This is a genomic window from Pseudomonas sp. NPDC089534 (genome assembly GCF_044749305.1).
GTDB lineage: Bacteria > Pseudomonadota > Gammaproteobacteria > Pseudomonadales > Pseudomonadaceae > Aquipseudomonas > Aquipseudomonas ekonensis.
The window spans coordinates 16,592-38,215 of record NZ_JBIVHR010000021.1 but is presented as its reverse complement, the minus strand read 5'-3'; the positions used below and the strand labels follow the sequence as shown (position 1 = coordinate 38,215).

The following is a 21,624-nucleotide window of genomic DNA, read 5'->3' as shown; positions in this document are numbered from 1 at the left end:
ACCCCCTCAGGGCCGATAAGGTGACGGTCTGACCCCGCAATTAAGGACGATTGCCGATGCAAAGCCCGGACACCCCACTGACCCCTGCCACGCTGACGAACGAACAGGTGCTCGCCATTCTGCTGGACGCCACCGGTGACCTGGACACCGCCGAGGTGCTGCAGGAACGCATCCCTTCGTGGCTGCTCAAGGCCACCGCCCAAAGGATCACGGCACTGGTGCAGGCAGCCCGTGAACTTCGGGTCAGCCAGGTGAAGGCGGAAACCGGACTGAGCCGCCTGCAGCCGCTGAAGGCCTTTTGCGCATCCGGGCTGACCCACGCCTTGCAGCTGCGCTGGCCGGTGGCTTTCGAGGTCGAGAGCGACTGCTTGACGCTCAAGGGCGTCGAACGCGGCGAGCGCACCTTGCTGGACGCGGCCATGCAGAACTTCACCGAGGAGGAGGCGGGCACCGCCGGCTTGCCCAAAGGCAGTGAGGTCCGGCTCAAGAACCAGCCGAAAGGGGTTGCCGGCCTGACGCCGTCGGCCTTCGCCGGTCTTTGCCGCAGCCTGGACCTGGGGCGGCGCTATCAGGATCACTTCACGCAGGTGTTCGGCCTGCAGGAGCGGGCCGGACAGACCGAGGTGGCGGGCGCCCTGGGCCAAGACATCGTCGAGCTGAAAAAGCGGCTGCTGGCGTTCGACATGCACCTGGCCCTGATGAAAGGGGATATCACCCTGCCGGGATTTCAGATGCTGCAACGGCTGGTCGGCGCCGACGGTGTTGCGGACGCAGGCGCCCTGCGTTACGAAGGGCGTCCCGTGCGCATGCAGGGGCTCGGGCTGCGGGACACCTGCATCTGGGGCGTGGTGGTGTTTTCGCAACGCCCGGTCGAGGAGCATCCGGGCGAGTGGTGCCTGGTCTACATGCCCGGCGAACCCTACCGGCCGCTGTTCGAATACCCCGACTTCAACACGTTCAAGGTGTACCTGACGCTGAAGCTGGGCCTGCGCAGCTACGCGGCGCCTTTTTCCCGCTACCTGGACGAAGACAGCAAGGCAGACTTCTTCAAGGCCTTTGCCCGCACACGGAATCTGGGAAAGGTCGAGGCGCGGCCGATCGCACGGACGTTGTTCGATTTCATGCTGCACAGCCATGTCGGCAAGCTGCGGATCGACGCCCAGGTGCTTGCGGTGCCCACCGCCGACGTTGACGCCGAGGCATCGCGCGAACGCTGGTTAGGCTATCTGGACACCGGCGTGACCATTGCCGGCCTGGCGGGTTTTTTCTTGCCGGTGGTGGGGGAACTGATGATGGGGGTGGCGGTCGGTCAGTTGCTGGCGGAGGCCTACGAGGGCATCGAGGACTGGGGCAGCGGCGACCGGCACGATGCCCTGGCGCACATGCTCGGGGTGGCGGAGAACGTTGCCCTGATGGCGGCGACCGCAGGCGCAGCGAAATCATTGGGGACCGTGGTGCGCCAGTCGTTTGCCCGGCATCCGGAATTCTTCGGGCGTTTCGGTGCGGTGTTCGATCGGACGGGCAGGTCTCGATTGTGGATGCAGTCATTGCAGGGGTATGAGCAACCGGCGGCAACGGAGACGCCGACGCCGGTCGGTTCTTCAGGGGTGTATCAGGCCGGTGACCGGACGTTCCTGCGGATCGGGGACAAGCACTATGCCGTGGCGCTCGATCCCGATTCAAAGACCTGGCGGATCCGGCATCCGACGCGCAAGGCGGCCTTTGCGCCCGAGCCCCTGCCCAACGGCGAAGGGGGTTGGCTGTGTCCCGGCGAGCAGGTCGAGCAATGGCGTGATCCGGCCTATGTGCTCAAGCGCATGGATCCGCGCCTGTCCGGCATCGATGACAGGCAACTGGGGATGATCCGGAAGCTGACCGATACTCCGCTCGATGAACTGCATCGGTTGGCGCAGGACAGTGCGCCGCTGCCGCTGCGACTGCAGGACATGGCCAAGCGCTTCGAGCTCGACGGCAAGCTGCGCCGTTTCATTGCCGACATGGAGCAGGGCATTGCGGGCGACCCGCTGCATGCGCAGGCGCAGTTGCATGCGCTGCCCCTGCTCAAGGGGTGGCCCCAGGGACGCTACATCGAAGTGCTGGATGGCGAGGCGAACGTCATGGTGACGTACCCGCCGACTGCGGTGAGCGACCCCGACCTCTGCGTCCACGTGACCGAGACTCAGCTGGCCGCCGGGCAATTGCTGCAGGCGATCCTCGGGGGACTCTACCCCGAGGAGGTGCAGACGCTGATCGGCGCTCCCGCCGTCGGCGAAGGGCAGGACGCGCAACTGGCGAAGCGACTGGGCGCCGAGGTCAAGGCCGGGCGGAGGCCCCTCTTCGAGCGGCTTTACCGGCAATACGATTCAGACGGGGCGAGCGACGTGAACAAGGCATGCGAACAGTTTCCCGGCACGCCCGGGCGCTGTGCCCGGCAGCTCATCGATGAGGCCCCCAGCGTCGAGCGCCAGCACTTGCGCGCCACCGGACGGCTGCCGTTGGGCCTGGCGCAAAGGATGCACCAGATCCGCGACGCCGTGCGGATGGACAGGGCGCTGGCGGGGTTTCATCTGCCCGAGCTGGCCGAAGACGATACGCACAGGCTGGGCATACGGCTGTTGCCGCGCCTGGACGGCTGGCAGGCGGACTGGCGGCTGGAGCTGCGCGACCAGACGTTCCACGGCCCGTTGCTGGAGGGCATCGGCAAACAGGGTGCCGCACCTGCCGAGACCTGCACGATCGTCAAGTCGTCTGCCGGGTATTCGGTGCACAAGGGGGAACAATCCCTGGGCCGGGTGCTGCCCGGGCCTGAAAGCCTGTATGCCGCCGTACTGAAAGGCATGCCGCAGACGCTGCGCTCCGCGACAGGGTTTGCCGAATCCGGGCCGGGCGATGCCGCACGCCTGCGCGGCCGGTTGCTGGAGGTTGCGCTGGACGGCCGGCTCGATGCCGAACGGGCGCTGATCAACGATCTGCCGCTGCCGGTGCGCAAGGGCGTGGCGTGCGTGCAGGGCGACAGTCCCGTCGGTTCGCCGAAACACGCCGATGCTCTGCGGCGCAAGGTCAAGCGACTCTATCCGTTGTTTTCCGATGCGCAGGCCAATGCGCTTCTCGACGGCCTGGGCCCGGATCACCTGACCCGGGCCCGGGCGGTCAGGCAACTGCAGCAGACGTTGAAGGATCTGACGGCGAGCCTCGGGCGCTGGAGCGAGGACGACGAGGCGCTCAAAGCCATGGGCGGAGAACTGGGCCAGGCCCGCCAGAGCCGGCGACAGGCGGCCCGGCTGATCGTGGAGGCCTGGCGGCGCAAGACAAGGATGGCCGACGGGCATTGCAGCCTCAGGCTCGACGACATGCGCATCGGAACACTGCCGCACTTGCCTGCCCATGCCTCGTTCGATCATGTGAGGCAAGTGTCCTTGAAGAACATGCAGCTGAATGATGACGGGGTCTATTTTCTCAAGGTCTTTCAGAAGGCCGAGTCCCTTGACCTGGACGGCAACCGGCTGACCCGGTTGCCGGAGGTGATTTCGCACATGCCTGCGCTCACGCGCCTGAGCCTTTCGGACAATCGCGTGCAACTGACCGAGCAGACGCTGGCGAAACTGTCCGGGCTGCGCTCGCTGCATTCGCTGAACCTGAGCGGCAATGCGTTGGGGGCGACCCCGGATGTGGGCAAGATGTTCGATCTGCGCTTCCTGTCCCTGCGAAACACCCGGGCGACCGAACTGCCCAAAGGCTTGTCCCGTCTGCCGAACCTCGACCGGGTCGACCTGCGCGACAACGACATCCGGCAACTGCCGGACTGGTTGTTCCAGATGCCGAGGCGCATGAGCGAGACGGTCAACCTGCGGCACAACCCGCTGCAGGATCCAAGCCGCACCCAGTTGCTGGCGTACCGGGACCGGGTCGGGGTCGGGATGGGCTTCATCGAAGACGACATCACCCGTCTCAGCGAGCAACAGGCCAAGGCACTGTGGTTCAAGGATCAGGCCGGGCAGATGTTCGAGCAACGAAACCGGGTCTGGGTGGCCTTCAAGGAAGATTCGCGGGCCGACGGTCTGTTTCGCCTGCTCTCGGAACTGGGGGGCACCGCCGACTCCGAATACGCTCACCAGGACATGGCGCGCCGGGTCTGGCGTGTGCTGCGGGCCGCCGAGGCCGATGCGACGCTTTGCGAACAGATTCTGGATCTGGCGGCCAACCCGATCCACTGCATGGACTCGGCCGCGCTGAACTTCAGTCACCTGGAAGTGGCTGTGGAGGTGCATCAGGTCACCCACCGTCAGACGGATGCCGAGGCGAGCGCCGCAGATCTGCTGAGGCTGGGGCGCAGGCTGTTTCGCCTCGACCGGGTGGACAAGCTCGCCCAGGCCCACATCGCCAGCCACCCGAGGGTCGATCCGCTGGAGGTCGGTCTGGCCTATCGCACGGGGCTGGCCGAGGGCCTGGACTTGCCCGGCCAACCCAGGCACATGCGCTTCGAGTTCTTGAGCGGCGTCACCCGGGAGGACCTGGAGGCGGCGCTGATCAAGGTCAGGAATGCCGAGCTGTCGACCGAGTTTCCGGCGTTTCTGGCGCAGCAGCCGTTCTGGTGCGATCTCATGATGCAGCAGCATCCCCGTCAGTTCGGCACGGCGCAAGCGATCTACCCGCCCAGGCTGCAAGCTCTGTTCGAGAAGGCCGACACCCTGACGGATGCTGACTATCTCGAACAGGTCAATGCGATTTCGCTTGAGCGGCAAGCCGCCGAAACGAATCTGATGAAGCGCTTGACCGACGACGTCATCAAGCGCATCGAACTGGGCGTCTGCGCCCTGTCCGACTTTTGAATGCCTGCGGATCCGGCTTCATTTGCCGCGGATCAGCCGGCGCAGGGCGAACCGGTTGGGATGGCAGGCCTCGGCAACGGCTTTGGGCAAGGGCAGCGGCTCGTCGTCCAGCCATGCCGCCAGCAACTCGCCGCACAGCGGAGCGGTGATCAGGCCGCGCGAGCCGTGCCCGCTGTTGACGTACAGGCCGTCGAGCCATGGACAAGGCACCTGCGGCACTTGCCGGGCGTCCCTGGCCAGTGCGGCATAGGTCTGGGCAAAGGCTTCGCGGTCGGCGAGGGGGCCGACGATGGGCAGGTAATCGGGGCTGGTGCAGCGAAAGGCCGCACGCCCCTGAAGGTGGCCGACGTCCTGCCCTTGGAGGTTCAGGCGTGCCGTCAGGTCGGTGGAAATCTCGTCGAGCATCGCCAGGTTGCCCTGGTGTTCGGCGACGGTCGGGGTCAGGTCGTCGCTGTTGAAGTCGAAACTGGCGCCCAGCGTGTGTTCGCCCAAGCGGGCAGGGGCGACGTAGCCTTCGGCGCACACCACGGTCTTCAGCGCCTGGCTCTGTGGCGTTTGAGCCAGGCGGGTGATCTGCCCGCGAATGCGCTTGAGCGGCAGTTCGGCGCTTTGCGCAAAGCGCCGCACGTCGGCGGCGCCGGCCAGCACCACGACCGGTGCGCCGGCGATCAGGCGATCACCGTCGAAGGCCTGCCACTGGCCGTCGACCTTGCGCAGCTCCAGCACCTCGTGGTGGCGCAGCAGTTCGATGTTCGGTTGCGCAGCCTGAGCCTGACACAGCGCCGGCGGGTGAACCCAGCCGCCCTCCGGGTAGAACAGGCCGCCGTGGGCCAGGCCGATCCCGGCACGGTCTTGCGCCTGGGGTTGGTCGAGCCATTGCAGCAGATCCGGCGGGAACGCGGCGGCCAGTTGTGCGTGACGCTCGGCTTCCTTGTCGTTGAACGCCAGTTGCAGCACACCGCAGCCGTCCCAGTCGGTGCCGCGCTGCAGGCTTTCCAGCAGGCGGCGGGTGTAGCCGAAACCGCTGACGATCAGCTGCGACAGGGCCGTGCCATGGGCCGACAGCTTCAGGTACAGCACGCCTTGGGGGTTGCCCGACGCTTCCTGCGCCACCGCGCCGTGACGCTCCAGCAGGCTGACCTGCCAACCCCGGGCCGCGAGGCTGGCGGCGCTGGCGCAGCCGGCCAGCCCGGCGCCGATCACCAGCGCCCGGCGCTTGCCGGGCACGGGGGCCGGGCGGGCGAACCAGGGTTTGTCCGGTGCGGGGGCGGGCACCTCCGCCGGCCAGCCGAGGAATTCGCCGCGCAGGATCTCCCACTTGTGGCCGATGCCCGGCGTGCGCTTCATCTTGAAGCCCGCCGCATTGAGCAGGCGCCGCACCCAGCCGGTGCTGGTGAAGGTGCTGATGGTTGCGCCGGGCGCCGCCAGCCGGGCCAGTTCGGCGAACAGTTCGGCGGTCCACATGTCCGGGTTCTTCGCCGGCGCGAAACCGTCGAGGAACCAGGCGTCGATCCGCGCGTCCAGTTGCGGCAACTGTTCCAGCGCATCGCCGATCAGCAGCGTCAGGGTCACCCGCCCGTTGTCCAGCACGATGCGCTGGAACCCTTGATGGATCGCCACATAGCGCCGCAGCAACCGGTCCGCGAACACTGCAAGTTCCGGCCACAGCGCCAGTGCGCGCTCAAGGTCCGCAGGGCTCAGCGGGTACTTTTCGACGCTGACGAAATGCAGCCGCGCACCGGCCGGGGCGTGCTCTTCGAACAACTGCCAGGCGCAGAGAAAGTTCAGGCCGGTGCCGAAGCCGGTCTCGCCGATCACCAGACGTCCGCCCGCCGGCAATGCGGCGAAGCGCTCGGCCAGGCGGTTCTGTTCGAGGAACACGTAGCGGGTCTCTTCCAGCCCGGACTGGTCGGAGAAGTACACATCGTCAAAGGCCCGCGAGCGCGGGCGTCCCTGGTCGTCCCAGTCGAGCTGGGCGTGGGGCAGTTCAGGTTTCATGGCAGGCTCGGCAACGGCAAGGCGGCCATTCTAGCCGATTGCGCAGGCCTGGCTTGATCCATGGCAAGCCGTGCGCACGCAGGCTCGCGGACAATCCGCCACCCACCGGAATTTCCGTGCCGCGCCAGCGCCCGATCCGCTAGTCTTGCTGAACCCTGGAAGGAGCCGTCCCATGTTCGAATCCGCTGAAATCGGTCACGCCATCGACAAAGACACTTACGAAGCCGCCGTGCCGGCCCTGCGCGAAGCGCTGCTCGAAGCCCAGTTCGAACTGCAGCAGCAGCGGCGCTTTCCGGTGATCGTCCTGATCAACGGGATCGAAGGGGCCGGCAAGGGCGAAACGGTCAAGCTGCTCAACGAATGGATGGACCCGCGCCTGATCGAAGTGCGCACCTTCGATCAGCAGACCGACGAGGAACTGGCCCGGCCGCCGGCCTGGCGCTACTGGCGGATGCTGCCGGCCAAGGGGCGGATGGGCATCTTCTTCGGCAACTGGTACAGCCAGATGCTCCAGGGACGGGTGCACGGGCTGTTCAAGGATCCGCGGCTGGACCAGGCGATCAACGCCGCCGAGCGCCTGGAAAAAATGCTTTGCGATGAAGGCGCGTTGATCTTCAAGTTCTGGTTCCACCTGTCCAAGAAGCAGATGAAGGCGCGGCTCAAGGCCCTGGCCGACGACCCGCTGCACAGCTGGCGGATCAGCCCGCTGGACTGGCAGCAGTCGCAGACCTACGACAAGTTCGTCAAATACGGGGAACGCGTGCTGCGCCGCACCAGCCGCGACTACGCGCCCTGGCACGTGATCGAAGGGATGGACGCCCATTACCGCAGCCTGGCGGTGGGCAAGATCCTGCTGGAGGGGCTGCAGAACGCGCTCAAACGCCCGGATGTTCACCCGCATGAGGTCAATGCCGCGCCGTTGGGCACGCCGGTCGATCAGATGAACCTGCTCGACAGCCTCGACCTGACCCAGTCCCTGGACAAGAAGGACTACGAAGAGCAACTGATCACCGAACAGGCCCGGCTGTCCGGGCTGATGCGCGACAAGCGCATGCGCCGCCACGCGCTGGTGGCGGTGTTCGAAGGCAACGACGCGGCCGGCAAGGGCGGGGCGATCCGGCGGGTGGCGGCGGCGCTCGATCCGCGTCAGTACGGCATCGTGCCGATTGCCGCACCGACCGAAGAGGAACGTGCGCAGCCGTACCTGTGGCGCTTCTGGCGGCACATTCCGGCCCGGGGCAAGTTCACCGTGTTCGACCGCTCCTGGTACGGTCGGGTGCTGGTGGAACGGGTCGAGGGCTTTTGCAGCAAGGCCGACTGGCTGCGGGCCTACGGCGAGATCAACGACTTCGAGGAACAGCTCGCCGACGCCGGGGTGATCGTGGTCAAGTTCTGGCTGGCCATCGACAAGGACACCCAGATGGAGCGCTTCCAGGCCCGGGAGGAAATCCCGTTCAAGCGCTTCAAGATCACCGAGGATGACTGGCGCAACCGCGACAAGTGGGATGCCTACCGCGCGGCGGTGGGCGACATGGTCGACCGCACCAGCACCGAGGTCTCGCCGTGGACGCTGGTCGAGGCCAACGACAAGCGCTGGGCCCGGGTCAAGGTGCTGCGCACGATCAGCCGGGCGCTGGAAGAGGCCTTCGAAAGGTCCGACCGCCGGGAGAAAAAGCGCAAGAGCTGAACCGATGGGCACGCATACGCCGGGTGAATGATCGTCGCGGCCGGTCCAGGGGTGGACTTATGCTCGGAGCCACTCCCAACCGACTACTGCAATGAGGTGTGCGATGCGTGAAGTGGTGATCGTCGACAGCGTCCGGACCGGCCTGGCCAAATCCTTTCGCGGCAAGTTCAACATGACCCGTCCCGATGACATGGCGGCCCACTGCGTCAATGCCTTGCTCACCCGCAACGACATCGACCCGGCCAGCGTCGAGGACTGCATCGTCGGCGCCGGCTCCAACGAAGGCGCCCAGGGCTACAACATCGGCCGCAACGTGGCGGTGCTCTCGCACCTGGGCACCGGCACGGCGGGCATGACCCTCAACCGTTTCTGCTCGTCCGGCCTGCAGGCGATCGCGATCGCCGCCAACCAGATCGCATCCGGCTGCAGCGACATCATCGTGGCCGGCGGCGTCGAGTCGATCAGCCTGACCCTCAAGAGCGTCAACACCGACCACCTGATCAATCCGCTGCTCAAGCAGCAGGTGCCGGGCATCTACCACACCATGGGCCAGACCGCCGAAACGGTGGCGCGGCGTTACGGCGTCAGCCGCGAGGCCCAGGACCGGTACTCGCTGCAAAGCCAGCTGCGCACCGCCCAGGCCCAGGCGGCGGGGCTGTTCGACGATGAGATCGTGCCGATGGCGGTGAAGTACCGGGTCGAGGACAAGGGCACCGGCGCCGAGCAGATCCTCGACGGCATCGTCGACCGCGACGACTGCAACCGCCCCGACACCACCTACGAAAGCCTGGCCGGCCTCAAGCCGGTGTTCGCCGAAGACGGTTCGGTGACCGCCGGCAACTCGTCGCAACTGTCCGACGGCGCATCGATGACCCTGGTGATGAGCCTGGAGAAGGCCTTGCAGTTGGGTCTCAAGCCCAAGGCGTTTTTCCGCGGTTTCACCGTGGCCGGCTGCGAGCCGGACGAAATGGGCATCGGTCCGGTGTTTTCGGTGCCGAAACTGCTCAAGGCCAAGGGACTGCAGGTGGCGGACATCGATCTGTGGGAACTCAACGAGGCGTTCGCCTCACAGTGCCTGTACAGCCGCGACCGGCTGGAGATCGACAACGAACGGTACAACGTCAACGGCGGTTCGATTTCCATCGGCCATCCGTTCGGCATGACCGGATCGCGTCAGGTCGGGCACCTGGTGCGCGAGCTGCAGCGGCGCAACCTGCGTTACGGGATCGTCACCATGTGCGTGGGGGGCGGGATGGGCGCGACCGGGTTGTTCGAGGCGGTGCGTTGAGCCCTGAGGCAGCCATGTCGCCTGCTTGACCGCCATCGCGAGCAGGCTCGCGCCCACAGGGAACAGGTTCTTGCTCTATCTGCCAGCATCCAGCAGTTGCATCCGCGCAATGTAGGCGCGGATCTCCTGCTCGGCTTTCTCCTGGCTGTCGAACGGCCCTTCGAGGGTGTTCTCCCGGGTGCTGAAGAACAGTTCGCCGTTCACCCGGCACAGCCGGTCGCTGCGAAAGTGCATGGCGGGTGCCGGATCCTGGGCGCGCATGCCGTACATGGTCCGTCTCCTTGAGGGGGCGCTGGAAAGTGTCCAATGAGCTTATGCCTGAAGCACTTGGCGCGCCCGCCCAGCCGATCAACGGGCGTGCGTCAACGTTCCGCTGCGACCTGCACCGTTCCGTTTGCGGCCTGACCCCAACTGTCCCTGTGTCGCGCCGGCCGCCGCGCCTAGAATGGGCGCACTCGTCAGTCGATTTCGGGGTACTCATGCACATTTCTTCGGGCCGCTGGGTGTACGGCATGTTCCTGGCCTTGCTGACCGCGTTTCTGTGGGGAATCCTGCCGATCAAGCTCAAGCAGGTGCTGGTGGCGATGGATCCGATCACCGTGACGTGGTTCCGCCTGCTGGTCTCCGGCGGTTGCCTGTTCGTCTACCTGGCGGCCACCCGGCGCCTGCCCAGCCGCAAGGCGCTCGGGCCCAAGGGCGGCTGGCTGGTGCTGATGGCGGTGCTGGGGTTGGTCGGCAATTACGTGCTGTACCTGATGGGCCTGAACCTGCTGAGTCCGGGCACGGCGCAGCTGGTGGTGCAGATGGGGCCGATCATGCTGCTGATCGCCAGCCTCTTTGTGTTCAAGGAACGCTTCAGCATCGGCCAGGGCATCGGCCTGGCGGTGCTGCTGATCGGCTTCGCGCTGTTTTTCAACCAGCGCCTGGCGGAGCTGCTGACGTCATTGTCCGACTACACCGCCGGCGTCCTGCTGGTGCTGCTGGCCTCGACCGTGTGGACGTTCTATGCGCTGGGCCAGAAGCAGTTGCTGACCGTGTGGAACTCGCTGCAGGTGATGATGGTGATCTACCTGTTCTGCGCCTTGCTGCTCACGCCCTGGGTGCACCCGCTGGAGGCGCTCGCGCTCAGCCCGTTGCAGGGCTGGCTGCTGCTGGCGTGCTGCATGAACACCCTGGTCGCCTACGGCGCGTTCGCCGAGGCGTTGGCGCACTGGGAAGCGTCGCGGGTCAGCGCGACGTTGGCGATCACGCCGCTGGTGACGTTCGGGGCGGTGGCGGTGGCGGCCTGGTGGTGGCCTGACTACGTGCACGCCGAGCAGATCAACCTGCTGGCGTACGGCGGGGCGGTGCTGGTGGTGCTGGGGTCGGCGCTGGTGGCCCTGGGGCCTTCGCTGATCGCCGGGCTCAAGGCGCGGCGGGCCAAGGCCGTGCCGGGCTGAGCGGGGCCCTTGCCGAGGCCATCGCCAGCAGGCTGGCTCCCACAGAGGACTTGGGTGAATGCAGCCTCTGTGTTCACCGCAGAACCCTGTGGGCGCCAGCCTGCTGGCGATGGCGCCCGCGAAGGCGCCGCAGGGATCAGCCCTTGGCCCCGGCCTCCAGCATGTTCTCCGGCCGTACCCAGGCATCGAACTCTTCGTCGGTCAGGTAACCCAGCTGCAACGCCGCCTCACGCAAGGTCAGGCCTTCGCTGTAGGCCTTCTTGGCGATTTCCGCCGACTTGTCGTAGCCGATGTGCGGGTTCAGCGCCGTCACCAGCATCAGGCCGCGCTCCAGGTGCTCGGCCATTTTCTCCGTATCCGGCTCCAGCCCGGCGATGCAGTGCTGCTGGAAGTTGCTGCAGCCGTCGCCCAGCAGGCGGATCGATTGCAGCAGGTTGTGGATGATCACCGGCTTGAACACGTTCAGTTGCAGGTGGCCTTGGCTCGCGGCGAAACCGATCGCCACGTCGTTGCCCAGCACCTGGCAGGCGAGCATCGACAGCGCCTCGCACTGGGTCGGGTTGACCTTGCCGGGCATGATCGAACTGCCCGGTTCGTTGGCCGGCAGCTTCACTTCGGCGAAGCCTGCGCGGGGGCCTGAGCCGAGCAGGCGCAGGTCGTTGGCGATCTTCATCAGCGCCACGGCGAGGGTCTTCAGGGCGCCGGACAAGGCGGTCAGCGGCTCGTGGCCGGCGAGGGCGGCGAACTTGTTCGGCGCGGTGACGAACGGCAGCCCGGACAGCGCCGCCAGCTCGGCTGCGATGGCTTCGGCAAAGCCGTGGGGCGAGTTGAGGCCGGTGCCGACCGCCGTGCCGCCCTGGGCCAGCTCGCACACCGCCGGCAACGCGGCGCGGATCGCCCGCTCGGCGTAGTCCAGCTGCGCGATGAAGCCGGACAGTTCCTGGCCGAAGGTGATCGGGGTGGCGTCCATCATGTGGGTGCGGCCGGTCTTGACCAGTCTCATGTGCCGCGCCGACAGCTCGGCCAGGCCGCCGGACAGCTCGGCGATGGCCGGCAGCAGTTGGCCCTGCACCGCCTGGACGGTGGCGATGTGCATGGCGGTGGGGAAGCAGTCGTTGGAGCTCTGGGAGCGGTTGACGTGATCGTTCGGGTGCACCGGCAGCTTGCCGCCGCGCGGGTTGCCGGCCAGTTCGTTGGCGCGGCCGGCGATGACTTCGTTGACGTTCATGTTGCTTTGGGTGCCGCTGCCGGTCTGCCAGACCACCAGCGGGAACTGGTCGTCGTGCTGGCCGTCGAGCACTTCGTCGGCGGCCTGCTCGATCAGGCGGGCGATGTCGGCGGGCAGGTCGCCGTTGCGGTCGTTGACCCGTGCGGCGGCCTTCTTGATCAAGGCCAGGGCATGGAGCACCGGCAACGGCATGCGCTCCTGGCCGATGGCGAAGTTGATCAGCGAGCGTTGCGTCTGAGCGCCCCAGTAAGCGTCGTCCGGGACTTCGATCTGGCCCAGGCTGTCGGTTTCGATACGGCTCATCGTGCACACTCCTGTCGGTCTGATTTGCGCTGTTTAGGCCGGCTTCGGCCGGGGTGGTTCCATCGGATCGATTGTTGACCGGTCACGCCCGCCAGGCAAGCGCGGCAAGGCCCGGGGGTTGAGCCTCGATGTTAATCAGGCGCAGAATGGTCGCCCTTGGGGTTTTACCTCGCCTGCTAGAAAAGGAAACTCGATGACTCGTCTTCGTGCCATCTGCACCGCGGTTGCCCTGGTCTGCGCCAGCGGCCAGGTGCTTGCCGATACCGCCAGCCACAACGCCAGTGCCGAAGCTTTCCTGACCCTGGCGCACGCTGACAAGCTGGGCACTCCGGTGTACATGCAAGTGCAGCAGATGTTCGCCCAGCGCTTTGAACAGACCAAGGCGCCGGAATCCAAGAAAGCCGTGCTGGAAACCTACCAGGCCAAGGCCAACGCCGCCCTGGACCAGGCCATCGGCTGGAACAAGCTGAAGCCGGACATGGTCAAGCTCTACACCAGCAACTTCAGCGAATCGGAGCTCAAGGACCTGGTGGCGTTCTACCAGTCGCCGCTGGGCAAGAAAGTCCTGGAGAAAATGCCGCAACTGACCCAGCAATCGGCGCAGATGACCCAGGCCAAGCTGGAAAGCGCCGTGCCGGTGGTCAACAAGCTGCTGGACGACATGACCAACGAGCTGGCCCCGAAAGGCGCCGCTCCGGCCAAGAAAAAGCCGTAAGCGGAGTCCGTGATGACCATGCAGCAACGCATCGAATCGACGCTGGCCCTGCTTCAGCCTGAACACCTGCAGGTGCTGGACGAAAGCCACATGCACAGCCGCGGCCTGCAGACCCACTTCAAGGCCGTGGTGGTCAGTGCCCAGTTCGAGGGCCTGAACCGGGTCAAGCGCCACCAGAAGGTCTACGGCACGCTCGGCGAACTGATGGGCGAGTTCCATGCGTTGGCGCTGCACACCTACACCCCGCAGGAATGGGCAGAGGTCGGGGCCGCCCCGGCGTCGCCGACCTGTGCAGGCGGCAGCAAGCATTGACCCTTGGTTTTTTGCTAGAATCCGCAACGCGCCGCTGACCCGGCGCGTTTTTTTTCGCATCCGGTTCACCCTTTGCGAGGGTAGCCACCTGGAGAGACACCCATGACACAACCGATTGTCGTGGCGGCACTGTATAAGTTCGTCACCCTCGAAAATTACGTCGACCTGCGCGAGCCGCTGCTCAAGGCGATGGTCGACAACGGCATCAAGGGCACCCTGCTGATCGCCGAGGAAGGCATCAACGGCACCGTGTCCGGCAGCCGCGAAGGCATCGACGGGCTGCTGGCCTGGCTGCGCGACGACCCGCGCATGATCGACATCGACCACAAAGAGTCGTACTGCGACGAGCAGCCGTTCTACCGCACCAAGGTCAAGCTCAAGAAAGAGATCGTGACCCTGGGCGTCCCGGGCGTCGACCCGAACAAGAAGGTCGGCACCTACGTCGAGCCGCAGGACTGGAACGCGCTGATCAGCGACCCCGAGGTGCTGCTGATCGACACCCGCAACGACTACGAAGTGTCGATCGGCACCTTCGAGGGCGCCATCGATCCGAAGACCACGACCTTCCGTGAGTTCCCGGACTACATCAAGGCCCATTTCGACCCGGCCGTGCACAAGAAGGTCGCGATGTTCTGCACCGGCGGCATCCGCTGCGAAAAGGCGTCGAGCTACATGCTGGGCGAAGGCTTCGAAGAGGTCTACCACCTCAAGGGCGGCATCCTGAAGTACCTTGAAGAGGTGCCGCAGGAGGAGACCAAATGGCAGGGCGACTGCTTCGTGTTCGACAACCGCGTGACCGTGCGCCATGACCTGAGCGAAGGCGACTACGACCAGTGCCACGCCTGCCGCACCCCGGTGAGCGTCGAGGACCGCGCCTCCGAGCACTACGTGGCCGGCATCAGCTGCCCGCACTGCTGGGACACCCTCAGCGAGAAGACCCGCCGCAGCGCCATCGACCGGCAAAAGCAGATCGAACTGGCCAAGTCGCGCAACCTGCCGCACCCGATCGGCTACAACTATAAGCAAGCATCCACCGAGGCCTGAACCATGTCAGCGCGCCTGCTCTATGTGATGGATCCGATGTGTTCCTGGTGCTGGGGGTTCGCCCCGGTGGCCAAGGCACTGGTCGAGCAGGCGCAGGCCGCCGGGGTCGAGCTGCACCTGGTGGTCGGCGGATTGCGCACCGGCAGCGGTGCGGCGCTGGAGCCGACCACCCGGCGCTACATCCTCGAACACTGGCACGCGGTCGCCGAGGCCACGGGCCAGCCGTTCCGCTTCGAGGGTGCGTTGCCCGACGGTTTCGTCTACGACACCGAGCCGGCCTGTCGCGCCATCGTCACCGCACGCAGCCTGGCGCCGGACTGCGCCTGGAAGCTCCTGGGCCTGATCCAGCACGCGTTCTACGCCGAAGGCCGCGACGTCACCCACGCCAGCGTGCTGGTGGAGCTGGCGGAGCGGGCCGGCGTGCCGCGCATCGAGTTCGCCGAAGCCTTCGACCGCGCCGAGCAGCATGCGGCCACCGCCGCCGATTTCAGCTGGGTGCAGGATCTGGGCATCGCCGGATTCCCGACCCTGTTGGCCGAACGCAACGGCCAGTTGGCGCTGCTGACCAACGGATATCAGCCGCTTGGCGAACTGTCGCCGTTGCTCGGCCGATGGCTGGAGCGCGCCGCCTGTGTCTGACCCGGCCGATGACACGCCAGCCGTCAAGCGTGTCGACCGGCTGAGCTGGGCGGAAGTCCGGCGACTGGCGCTGCATCACAAGAAATCCCTGTGGATCGCCAACGGCGTGGCCGTGCTGGCGACGCTGTGCAGCGTGCCGATCCCGTTGCTGTTGCCGCTGCTGGTGGACGAAGTCCTGCTCGGTCACGGCGACGCTGCGCTCAAGGCCATGAACCATGTGCTGCCGTCGATGTGGCAGCAAGCGGCCGGTTACATCGGCCTGATGCTGCTGGTGACCCTCACGTTGCGCTGCAGCGCCCTGTGCTTCGGCGTGCTGCAGGCCCGGCTGTTCGCCCGGCTGGCCAAGGACATTGTCTACCGCATCCGGGTGCGGCTGATCGAGCGCCTCAAGCGCATCTCCCTCGGTGAGTACGAAAGCCTGGGCAGCGGCACGGTGACCACGCACCTGGTCACCGACCTGGACACCCTCGACAAGTTCGTCGGCGAAACCCTCAGCCGTTTCCTGGTGGCGATGCTGACCCTGGTGGGCACCGCCAGCATCCTGGTGTGGATGCACTGGAAGCTCGCGTTGCTGATCCTGCTGTTCAACCCGCTGGTGATCTACGCCACGGTGCAGTTGGGCAAGCGGGTCAAGCACCTGAAGAAACTGGAGAACGACAGCACCTCGCGCTTCACCCAGGCGCTGAGCGAAACCCTCGACGCGATCCAGGAAGTGCGGGCCGGCAACCGCCAGGGCTTCTTCCTCGGTCGCCTCGGCCTGCGGGCCCAGGAAGTGCGCAACTATGCGGTCAACTCGCAGTGGAAGACCGACGCCTCCAACCGGGCCAGCGGCCTGCTGTTCCAGTTCGGCATCGACATCTTCCGCGCGGCGGCGATGCTCACGGTGCTGTTCTCCGACCTGTCCATCGGCCAGATGCTCGCGGTGTTCAGCTACCTGTGGTTCATGATCGGCCCGGTGGAGCAGTTGCTGAACCTGCAATACGCCTACTACGCGGCGGGCGGCGCGCTGGCGCGGATCAACGAACTGCTGGCCCGCGCCGACGAGCCGCAGTACCCCGGCGGCATCGACCCGTTCAGGGGCCGCGAGACGGTCGGCATCCAGGTGCAGGGCCTGAGCTTCGGCTACGGCGACGAACTGGTGCTGGACCGGTTGGACCTGTCCATCGCCCCCGGCGAGAAGGTGGCCATCGTCGGCGCCAGCGGCGGCGGCAAGAGCACCCTGGTGCAACTGTTGCTGGGGCTGTACACGCCGCAGGCCGGCACCATCCGTTTCGGCGGCTCGACCCAGCAGGACATCGGCCTGGAGACGGTACGGGAAAACGTCGCGGTGGTGCTGCAGCATCCGGCGCTGTTCAACGACACGGTGCGGGCCAACCTGACCATGGGCCGCACCCGCAGCGACGAGGCCTGCTGGCAGGCGCTGGAGATCGCCCAGCTCGAACCCGCCATCCGTGCGCTGCCCGATGGCCTGGACAGCATCGTCGGCCGCTCCGGCGTGCGCCTGTCCGGCGGCCAGCGCCAGCGCCTGGCGATTGCGCGGATGATCCTGGCCGAGCCGAAAGTGGTGATCCTCGACGAAGCCACCTCGGCCCTCGACGCCGCCACCGAGTACAACCTGCACCAGGCCCTGGCGCGGTTCCTCAATGGTCGCACCACCCTGATCATTGCCCATCGCCTGTCGGCGGTGAAGCAGGCCGACAGGGTGCTGGTGTTCGACGGCGGGCAGGTGGCCGAAGACGGCGACCACCAGCAGCTGATCGCCGACGGCGGGCTGTACGCCAAGCTCTACGGTCACCTGCAGCGGATGTAGGTCAGCCCCACAGGATCTTCAGAGCGTCCGCCGAACCGTCGTGCCCGAACTCCTTGATGACGACCGAGCAGCTGTTGCAGGGCGGCATGGTCGTGGCCACGTCCACCGATCTGAGCATGCTTTTGTCCGGATACCGTTCCCTGAGGAGGGCGATCAGCTTGGCTTCGCTGTCCAGCGAGGTCGGGCGGCTGGTCATTGTCGGCGTGTAGGTTTCCACGTCGCGGATCGTAAGGGGAATGGCGTACACCTTTCCTTCGCCGGAGACGCTCAACGACGTTCTGGCAACGTCCTGACCGAAGTCAGCGTTGATGTAGGCGGTGCCGTCGATGACGACCTTCTCTTGGGCCGACGCCGACTTGAACAGCGGCAGTTCCCCCGTCAGTCCTTGTCCGCCGGAAACGCTTACGTAAACTTCGCGCACTCCGGTTGATGTCTCGACATCGGCATATGCGATGTTGCGCGCATTCGTCGCCCTCTGTTCCGCAGGCAGCAGGTTCTGAAACTTGCTCATCGCCTTGTTGATTTTCAGGTCACTGTTCGGTTTGACGGCGATGGTCTTTTCCCCGAACAACGTATCGAATATCTCGGCGGCCCGACGGCGGAAGGATTCGTCGGCGATCTTGCTGCGTGACCAGGAGGCGGTTCCGGCCGGGAGCCGGCTGACCATCATGCGTGTGGAATGGTCAAACAGCAGCGCTTCTCCCGGACTGGTATCGACCTTGAGCCATTTCAGCGTTTGGGGAGGGTTGGCATGGCCGCCGATCGGAATGGCGATCTCTTCCATGGTTTTCAACGCGCGCTCCACCAGCGCCTGTCCGTGGATCCTGACCATGTTGTTGGCGTTGAGCGAGCCTGTGTAGACCGTCTTCAGCTCCTCGGCCAGGTCGGAGGGCAAGGTTTGCGCCTTGCGCAGGGTCTGCGAGGGGAAAATGCTTTGGCCTGGCGAGAGTTCGGCGACGTAGAAGTCGCCTGCATCGAGTCGGGTGAACAGGTAACGCTTCGATTCGTCCTTCGATGGAACCAGGATGGCGCCGGCCTTGAACTCGTCGAACAGGTTCCGTCTGCCATAGGAAACTCTTGCTTTGATCCGTGCATAGATTCCTTTCTGGAAATGCGCTGTGGCCTTGAATGTTTCGAGGGCCTTGAGGGTTTTGAGCGCTGTCGGCTGGCCGGCGACGGCCGGTGAGTAAAAGGTGTCGCCGAACCAGGGTGCCCAGCCCTTGCTTTCGTCCTGGCTGCCGAGGGGGGGCGTCGGTGCCGGTTCTCGGGTGACATGCACCGTTTGGCAGACTTCATTTTCCGGCGAGCGTTTTGCCCGGCACGGCAACGATTTGTACAGCGCCCGATCGTCGATCAGATCGGCGCGACGCAGTTGGCCGCTGTCCAGCCGATAGGGAACGTCATCGATCAGCAATGTGGTGCGGCCGTTTGTTTCGAGCAGTTCACGGACGTGCGCCTTTTCGGGAAGCAATGCCAGGGCATGGGTCGCGGTCGGCGGCAGCATCGGGAACGTCGACAGTCCTTGCGTGAAGTCCTTGGGATAAATGGACAGGCGCGGGCCGTAGGGCAACGACGTCAGCGGATCGACGAGGTGGAAGCGCGCCGGATCGGAGGCGCTGGTGTTGCGTACCCACACGTCATCCGTTCCTTTGACCGTCGCCAGTCGGTCGCCGTCGGCCAGGGGCTTCCGGCGCGCGGTATCGATGGCCCGGGAAACGTCGTGGTTCTTTGCCGTCAGGTGCCTCAGTGCGCGCGAGCCTGCCAGGCGGATGCCGCTGGCCATTGATTTGAACAGCGCCGGAAGGCCGTCCAGCGGATTCAGGTTGTTCAGTGAACTGACCAGGAGTTTGCGCGACAGCGTCGAAAAGGAGGGCAAGCTGGCCTTGACCGCCATCTGGGAGGTCTTGGCGCCGATCCTGGCCAGGTGCACCGAGCCGGAGATGAACTTGCCGACAGGGAAAAGAAAGGACGCCAGATCCAGAAAGAGACCGATGCCGCCCATGACCCGGTCGGTGGCCTTGTCGGATTGGAGGTCTTCGCTGCTGCCCCAGAAGGGCACCCATCCCTTGACGAGCGCCAGAAGCGTCTCCCACTTCCGTTCCTCTCTGGCCCTCTGCTCGTCGAAGACAGTCACGCCACGGGCTTGGGTGCGCAGGCGCTCTCCATCGACAAACAGCAACCCGTCGGCTATGGATTGCCCCAACGCCAAGAGTCCGGGGGATTCCCAGGCGATGCCTCCTTCGTCGAGGGTGTCCGGCCCGGGTGGCTGCCCAGCGGACAGGCGAGCGACCTCATCGATGTAAGCCGTGCCATAGGCAACGTCTTTGGGGGCGGTGCCGTTAAGGTGAGCGGTCCAGTCGAGCAGCAGGTCATGTTGCGCTGCGGGATCAAAGGGCTTCCCGGGGATCGGGGCGCGCAACGGGTACTCGGTGTAGTTCCCCTTGGAGAAGACATACCGCAAGGCTGTCCGTCGACGAACGACCCCCGCGCTCGGAATGACCTCGTAATAGTGGGCGTCACCCTCGAGGATCGCCTCCAGGATGAATCCCTTTCTGGCCTGGACATCCTGGAGCGGTTGGCTTGCCGGGGTTTTCTTGCGCAGGCACAGAACCCGGATCTCGGCCTTTTCCAGCAGGCGGCGGTCGCCCGGCGGCAGCGAGGCCAGCAGACCGACGATCAGGGTCCGATAGGCCGTCCTTGCGGTCGAGAGGTAGGCATTGAACCGTTCTTCGAACAAGGCATTGATGTCAGGCAACGCCTTGCCGTTCGGATTGGGCCTTCCCAGGAGCAGGGCCGGAGCCGTTTGTCCGCGTTTGGCGTCCCAGCTCTCCCAGTGGAGAATTCGCTCGCCGTCGATCCTGATCCATTGGCCGCTGTGTGTCTTGCCGTCGGAGCGGGTGACATGCCACTTCCTCCCGTTTTCGAATTGTCCGTCGGCCAGGACATCGACGAACTCGCGGCCCCGCAGCGTCAAGGTCGGTGTGAGCCCGTGCCCGTAACGGTCGGAAGGCCCATCCGGCAGAAGGGTGCGGCCGTCGGATCCGAACGTATCGACGCCGAACAGTTGATCCTGGATCCGTTTGGCCATCTTCATTCTTTCCGGCGGCGGTGCGTCCAGTGTCAGCACGGCATCGGTCAGGTTTTTGCTGTGGCGCTCCAGGGCGTCCAGCGCCCTACCGGCATCGGCCTGGTCATAATCGCCGGCGGGGCGCGAGCGAACGACCCCGTTGCAGACCGCCCACTCCAGCGCCGGCGCCAGTCTCAGCCGTGCGATCGTCGCCAGTTCTTCCGGTGAGGCAGCCATGCTGCGCTCCATGGGCAGGTCGACGAGCTGCTGGAAAGACAACGGTTGCGCACCGTCCAGGTTCAGTTCCTCTGCCAGCAGCACCCCATGCATGAAGTTCACCCACACCACCGAACTCTTGTAGCGGAGGTCGGAAGGGATATCGGGCACCGTGAAGTCCCTGGACAGCCGGGTCTGGAGGACATGGGCCAGCAACACGGCTTCCTTGGTGTTGACCGCACGTCCCGTCAGCCGCAGGTGCTGTTCGAATTCCCTGCGCAGCGTCTGATAGCTCTTGCCCCAGCGGGCCGGATCCTGCCACCGGAAACCGGCCAGCACCTGCGGATCGTCGCCCGATGATCCGGATGAGTAGAGGGCGATGGCCCTGCACAGCAGTTGATGGCGCAACGATTCCGGTGTCTGTTCGCCGGAGACTGCGCCATACCACCTGAGTGCCTTGAGCAGGCGACTGGCCAGGTCCCGGGCCGGAGCCGAACCCAGTATCCGCAGAAGGAATGCCGAAGGCGTAGCGCGCAGCGCTCCTTCGGATGCGAGTCGCAGCTCTTCGGCGCCCAGGTGCCTGATCAGCGCCGGCTTGCCGGCCATGAAATCTTTTACCGTGGTGACGATCAGTGCGTCGCGGCTTCTGGCGGAGAGGTCTTCGAGCGTCAATGCCCGCAGGGTGACGGGATGGCTGCGCTGCAGCGAACGGAACAGCTTTCGGTCCTTGGCGTTGGGCTGGCGGATCAGCCGCTCCACGTTCAGGGTGTCATCGAAGCCGAGCGCTTGCCGGGCGCGCAACTCCTCAGCGGTGTCCGTATCGGTTGCCGGTTCGGATGTCTGTGTCATGTCGCACTCCTTGGCGAGGTCCCCGACCGGGATGTCGGGAATCCGGAGTGCCCAGTAAAACGGTGCCCGCGCCGGGGTTGGCGGTACATATGCAGGGTGGACGATTGTGCCGAAGGGTGGCCGATCAGACGCTTGCCGTAACCTTGAACGCCTCCTAGTCTTGGGGGGACGGTCTGATAGAGACGGACGATCAAGCAGTG

General features: G+C 65.6%; 13 protein-coding genes. 9 read left to right on the top strand and 4 right to left on the bottom strand.

Annotation, left to right across the window (positions count from 1 at the left end; all coding sequences use genetic code 11):
- Positions 1-56: 56 nt before the first annotated feature.
- Positions 57-4,829 carry an NEL-type E3 ubiquitin ligase domain-containing protein gene (locus ACIP0B_RS09085; RefSeq protein ID WP_400831333.1) on the top strand — a complete coding sequence of 1,591 codons (4,773 nt, stop codon included), beginning with the start codon at positions 57-59 and terminating at the stop codon, positions 4,827-4,829.
- An 18-nt stretch (positions 4,830-4,847) separates the two neighbouring features.
- Here the strand turns inward: ACIP0B_RS09085 and mnmC are convergent, their stop codons facing one another.
- A complete protein-coding gene (mnmC, locus tag ACIP0B_RS09080) occupies positions 4,848-6,827 on the bottom strand; it encodes a bifunctional tRNA (5-methylaminomethyl-2-thiouridine)(34)-methyltransferase MnmD/FAD-dependent 5-carboxymethylaminomethyl-2-thiouridine(34) oxidoreductase MnmC (RefSeq protein ID WP_400831332.1) in 1,980 nt (659 codons plus the stop codon).
- Between the two features lie 172 nt (positions 6,828-6,999).
- On the opposite strand from mnmC, the gene pap reads away from it, so the two are divergent.
- Entirely contained in the window at positions 7,000-8,514 is a 1,515-nt protein-coding gene (gene pap, locus ACIP0B_RS09075) for a polyphosphate:AMP phosphotransferase (RefSeq protein WP_400831330.1), read from the top strand.
- 103 nt (positions 8,515-8,617) lie between these two features.
- Positions 8,618-9,802, top strand: a complete 1,185-nt coding sequence (locus tag ACIP0B_RS09070) for a thiolase family protein (RefSeq protein WP_400831329.1) — start codon at positions 8,618-8,620, stop codon at positions 9,800-9,802.
- 75 nt (positions 9,803-9,877) lie between these two features.
- Here the strand turns inward: ACIP0B_RS09070 and ACIP0B_RS09065 are convergent, their stop codons facing one another.
- A complete protein-coding gene (locus ACIP0B_RS09065) occupies positions 9,878-10,072 on the bottom strand; it encodes a DUF6316 family protein (protein WP_400831328.1) in 195 nt (64 codons plus the stop codon).
- A gap of 209 nt (positions 10,073-10,281) precedes the next feature.
- Here ACIP0B_RS09065 and ACIP0B_RS09060 point away from each other — a divergent pair, with 209 nt between their 5' ends.
- Entirely contained in the window at positions 10,282-11,241 is a 960-nt protein-coding gene (locus ACIP0B_RS09060) for a DMT family transporter (RefSeq protein ID WP_400831327.1), read from the top strand.
- A 136-nt stretch (positions 11,242-11,377) separates the two neighbouring features.
- Here the strand turns inward: ACIP0B_RS09060 and ACIP0B_RS09055 are convergent, their stop codons facing one another.
- On the bottom strand, positions 11,378-12,772 hold the full coding sequence (locus ACIP0B_RS09055) for a class II fumarate hydratase (protein WP_400831325.1): 1,395 nt from the start codon (positions 12,770-12,772) through the stop codon (positions 11,378-11,380).
- Between the two features lie 193 nt (positions 12,773-12,965).
- Between ACIP0B_RS09055 and ACIP0B_RS09050 the strand changes: the two genes are divergently transcribed.
- The 5 genes from ACIP0B_RS09050 (at position 12,966) to ACIP0B_RS09030 (ending at position 17,292) form a co-directional block, all read left to right on the top strand.
- The gene (locus tag ACIP0B_RS09050) at positions 12,966-13,487 is read left to right on the top strand and encodes a DUF2059 domain-containing protein (RefSeq protein WP_085578063.1); all 522 of its coding nucleotides are present in this window, start codon (positions 12,966-12,968) and stop codon (positions 13,485-13,487) included.
- 12 nt (positions 13,488-13,499) lie between these two features.
- Complete coding sequence (locus ACIP0B_RS09045; protein ID WP_065257175.1) at positions 13,500-13,799, top strand: BolA family transcriptional regulator; 300 nt, start codon at positions 13,500-13,502, stop codon at positions 13,797-13,799.
- Between the two features lie 102 nt (positions 13,800-13,901).
- Positions 13,902-14,843 carry a rhodanese-related sulfurtransferase gene (locus ACIP0B_RS09040; protein ID WP_400831323.1) on the top strand — a complete coding sequence of 314 codons (942 nt, stop codon included), beginning with the start codon at positions 13,902-13,904 and terminating at the stop codon, positions 14,841-14,843.
- 36 nt (positions 14,844-14,879) lie between these two features.
- Positions 14,880-15,482 carry a DsbA family protein gene (locus ACIP0B_RS09035; protein WP_170930268.1) on the top strand — a complete coding sequence of 201 codons (603 nt, stop codon included), beginning with the start codon at positions 14,880-14,882 and terminating at the stop codon, positions 15,480-15,482.
- Complete coding sequence (locus tag ACIP0B_RS09030; protein WP_400831322.1) at positions 15,475-17,292, top strand: ABC transporter ATP-binding protein; 1,818 nt, start codon at positions 15,475-15,477, stop codon at positions 17,290-17,292. Before ACIP0B_RS09035 ends, ACIP0B_RS09030 begins: the two co-directional genes overlap by 8 nt.
- 1 nt (position 17,293) lies before the next feature.
- Here the strand turns inward: ACIP0B_RS09030 and ACIP0B_RS09025 are convergent, their stop codons facing one another.
- Positions 17,294-21,424: a deaminase domain-containing protein gene (locus tag ACIP0B_RS09025; RefSeq protein WP_400831320.1), complete on the bottom strand. Its 4,131-nt coding sequence runs from the start codon at positions 21,422-21,424 to the stop codon at positions 17,294-17,296.
- Between the last annotated feature and the right edge of the window lie 200 nt (positions 21,425-21,624).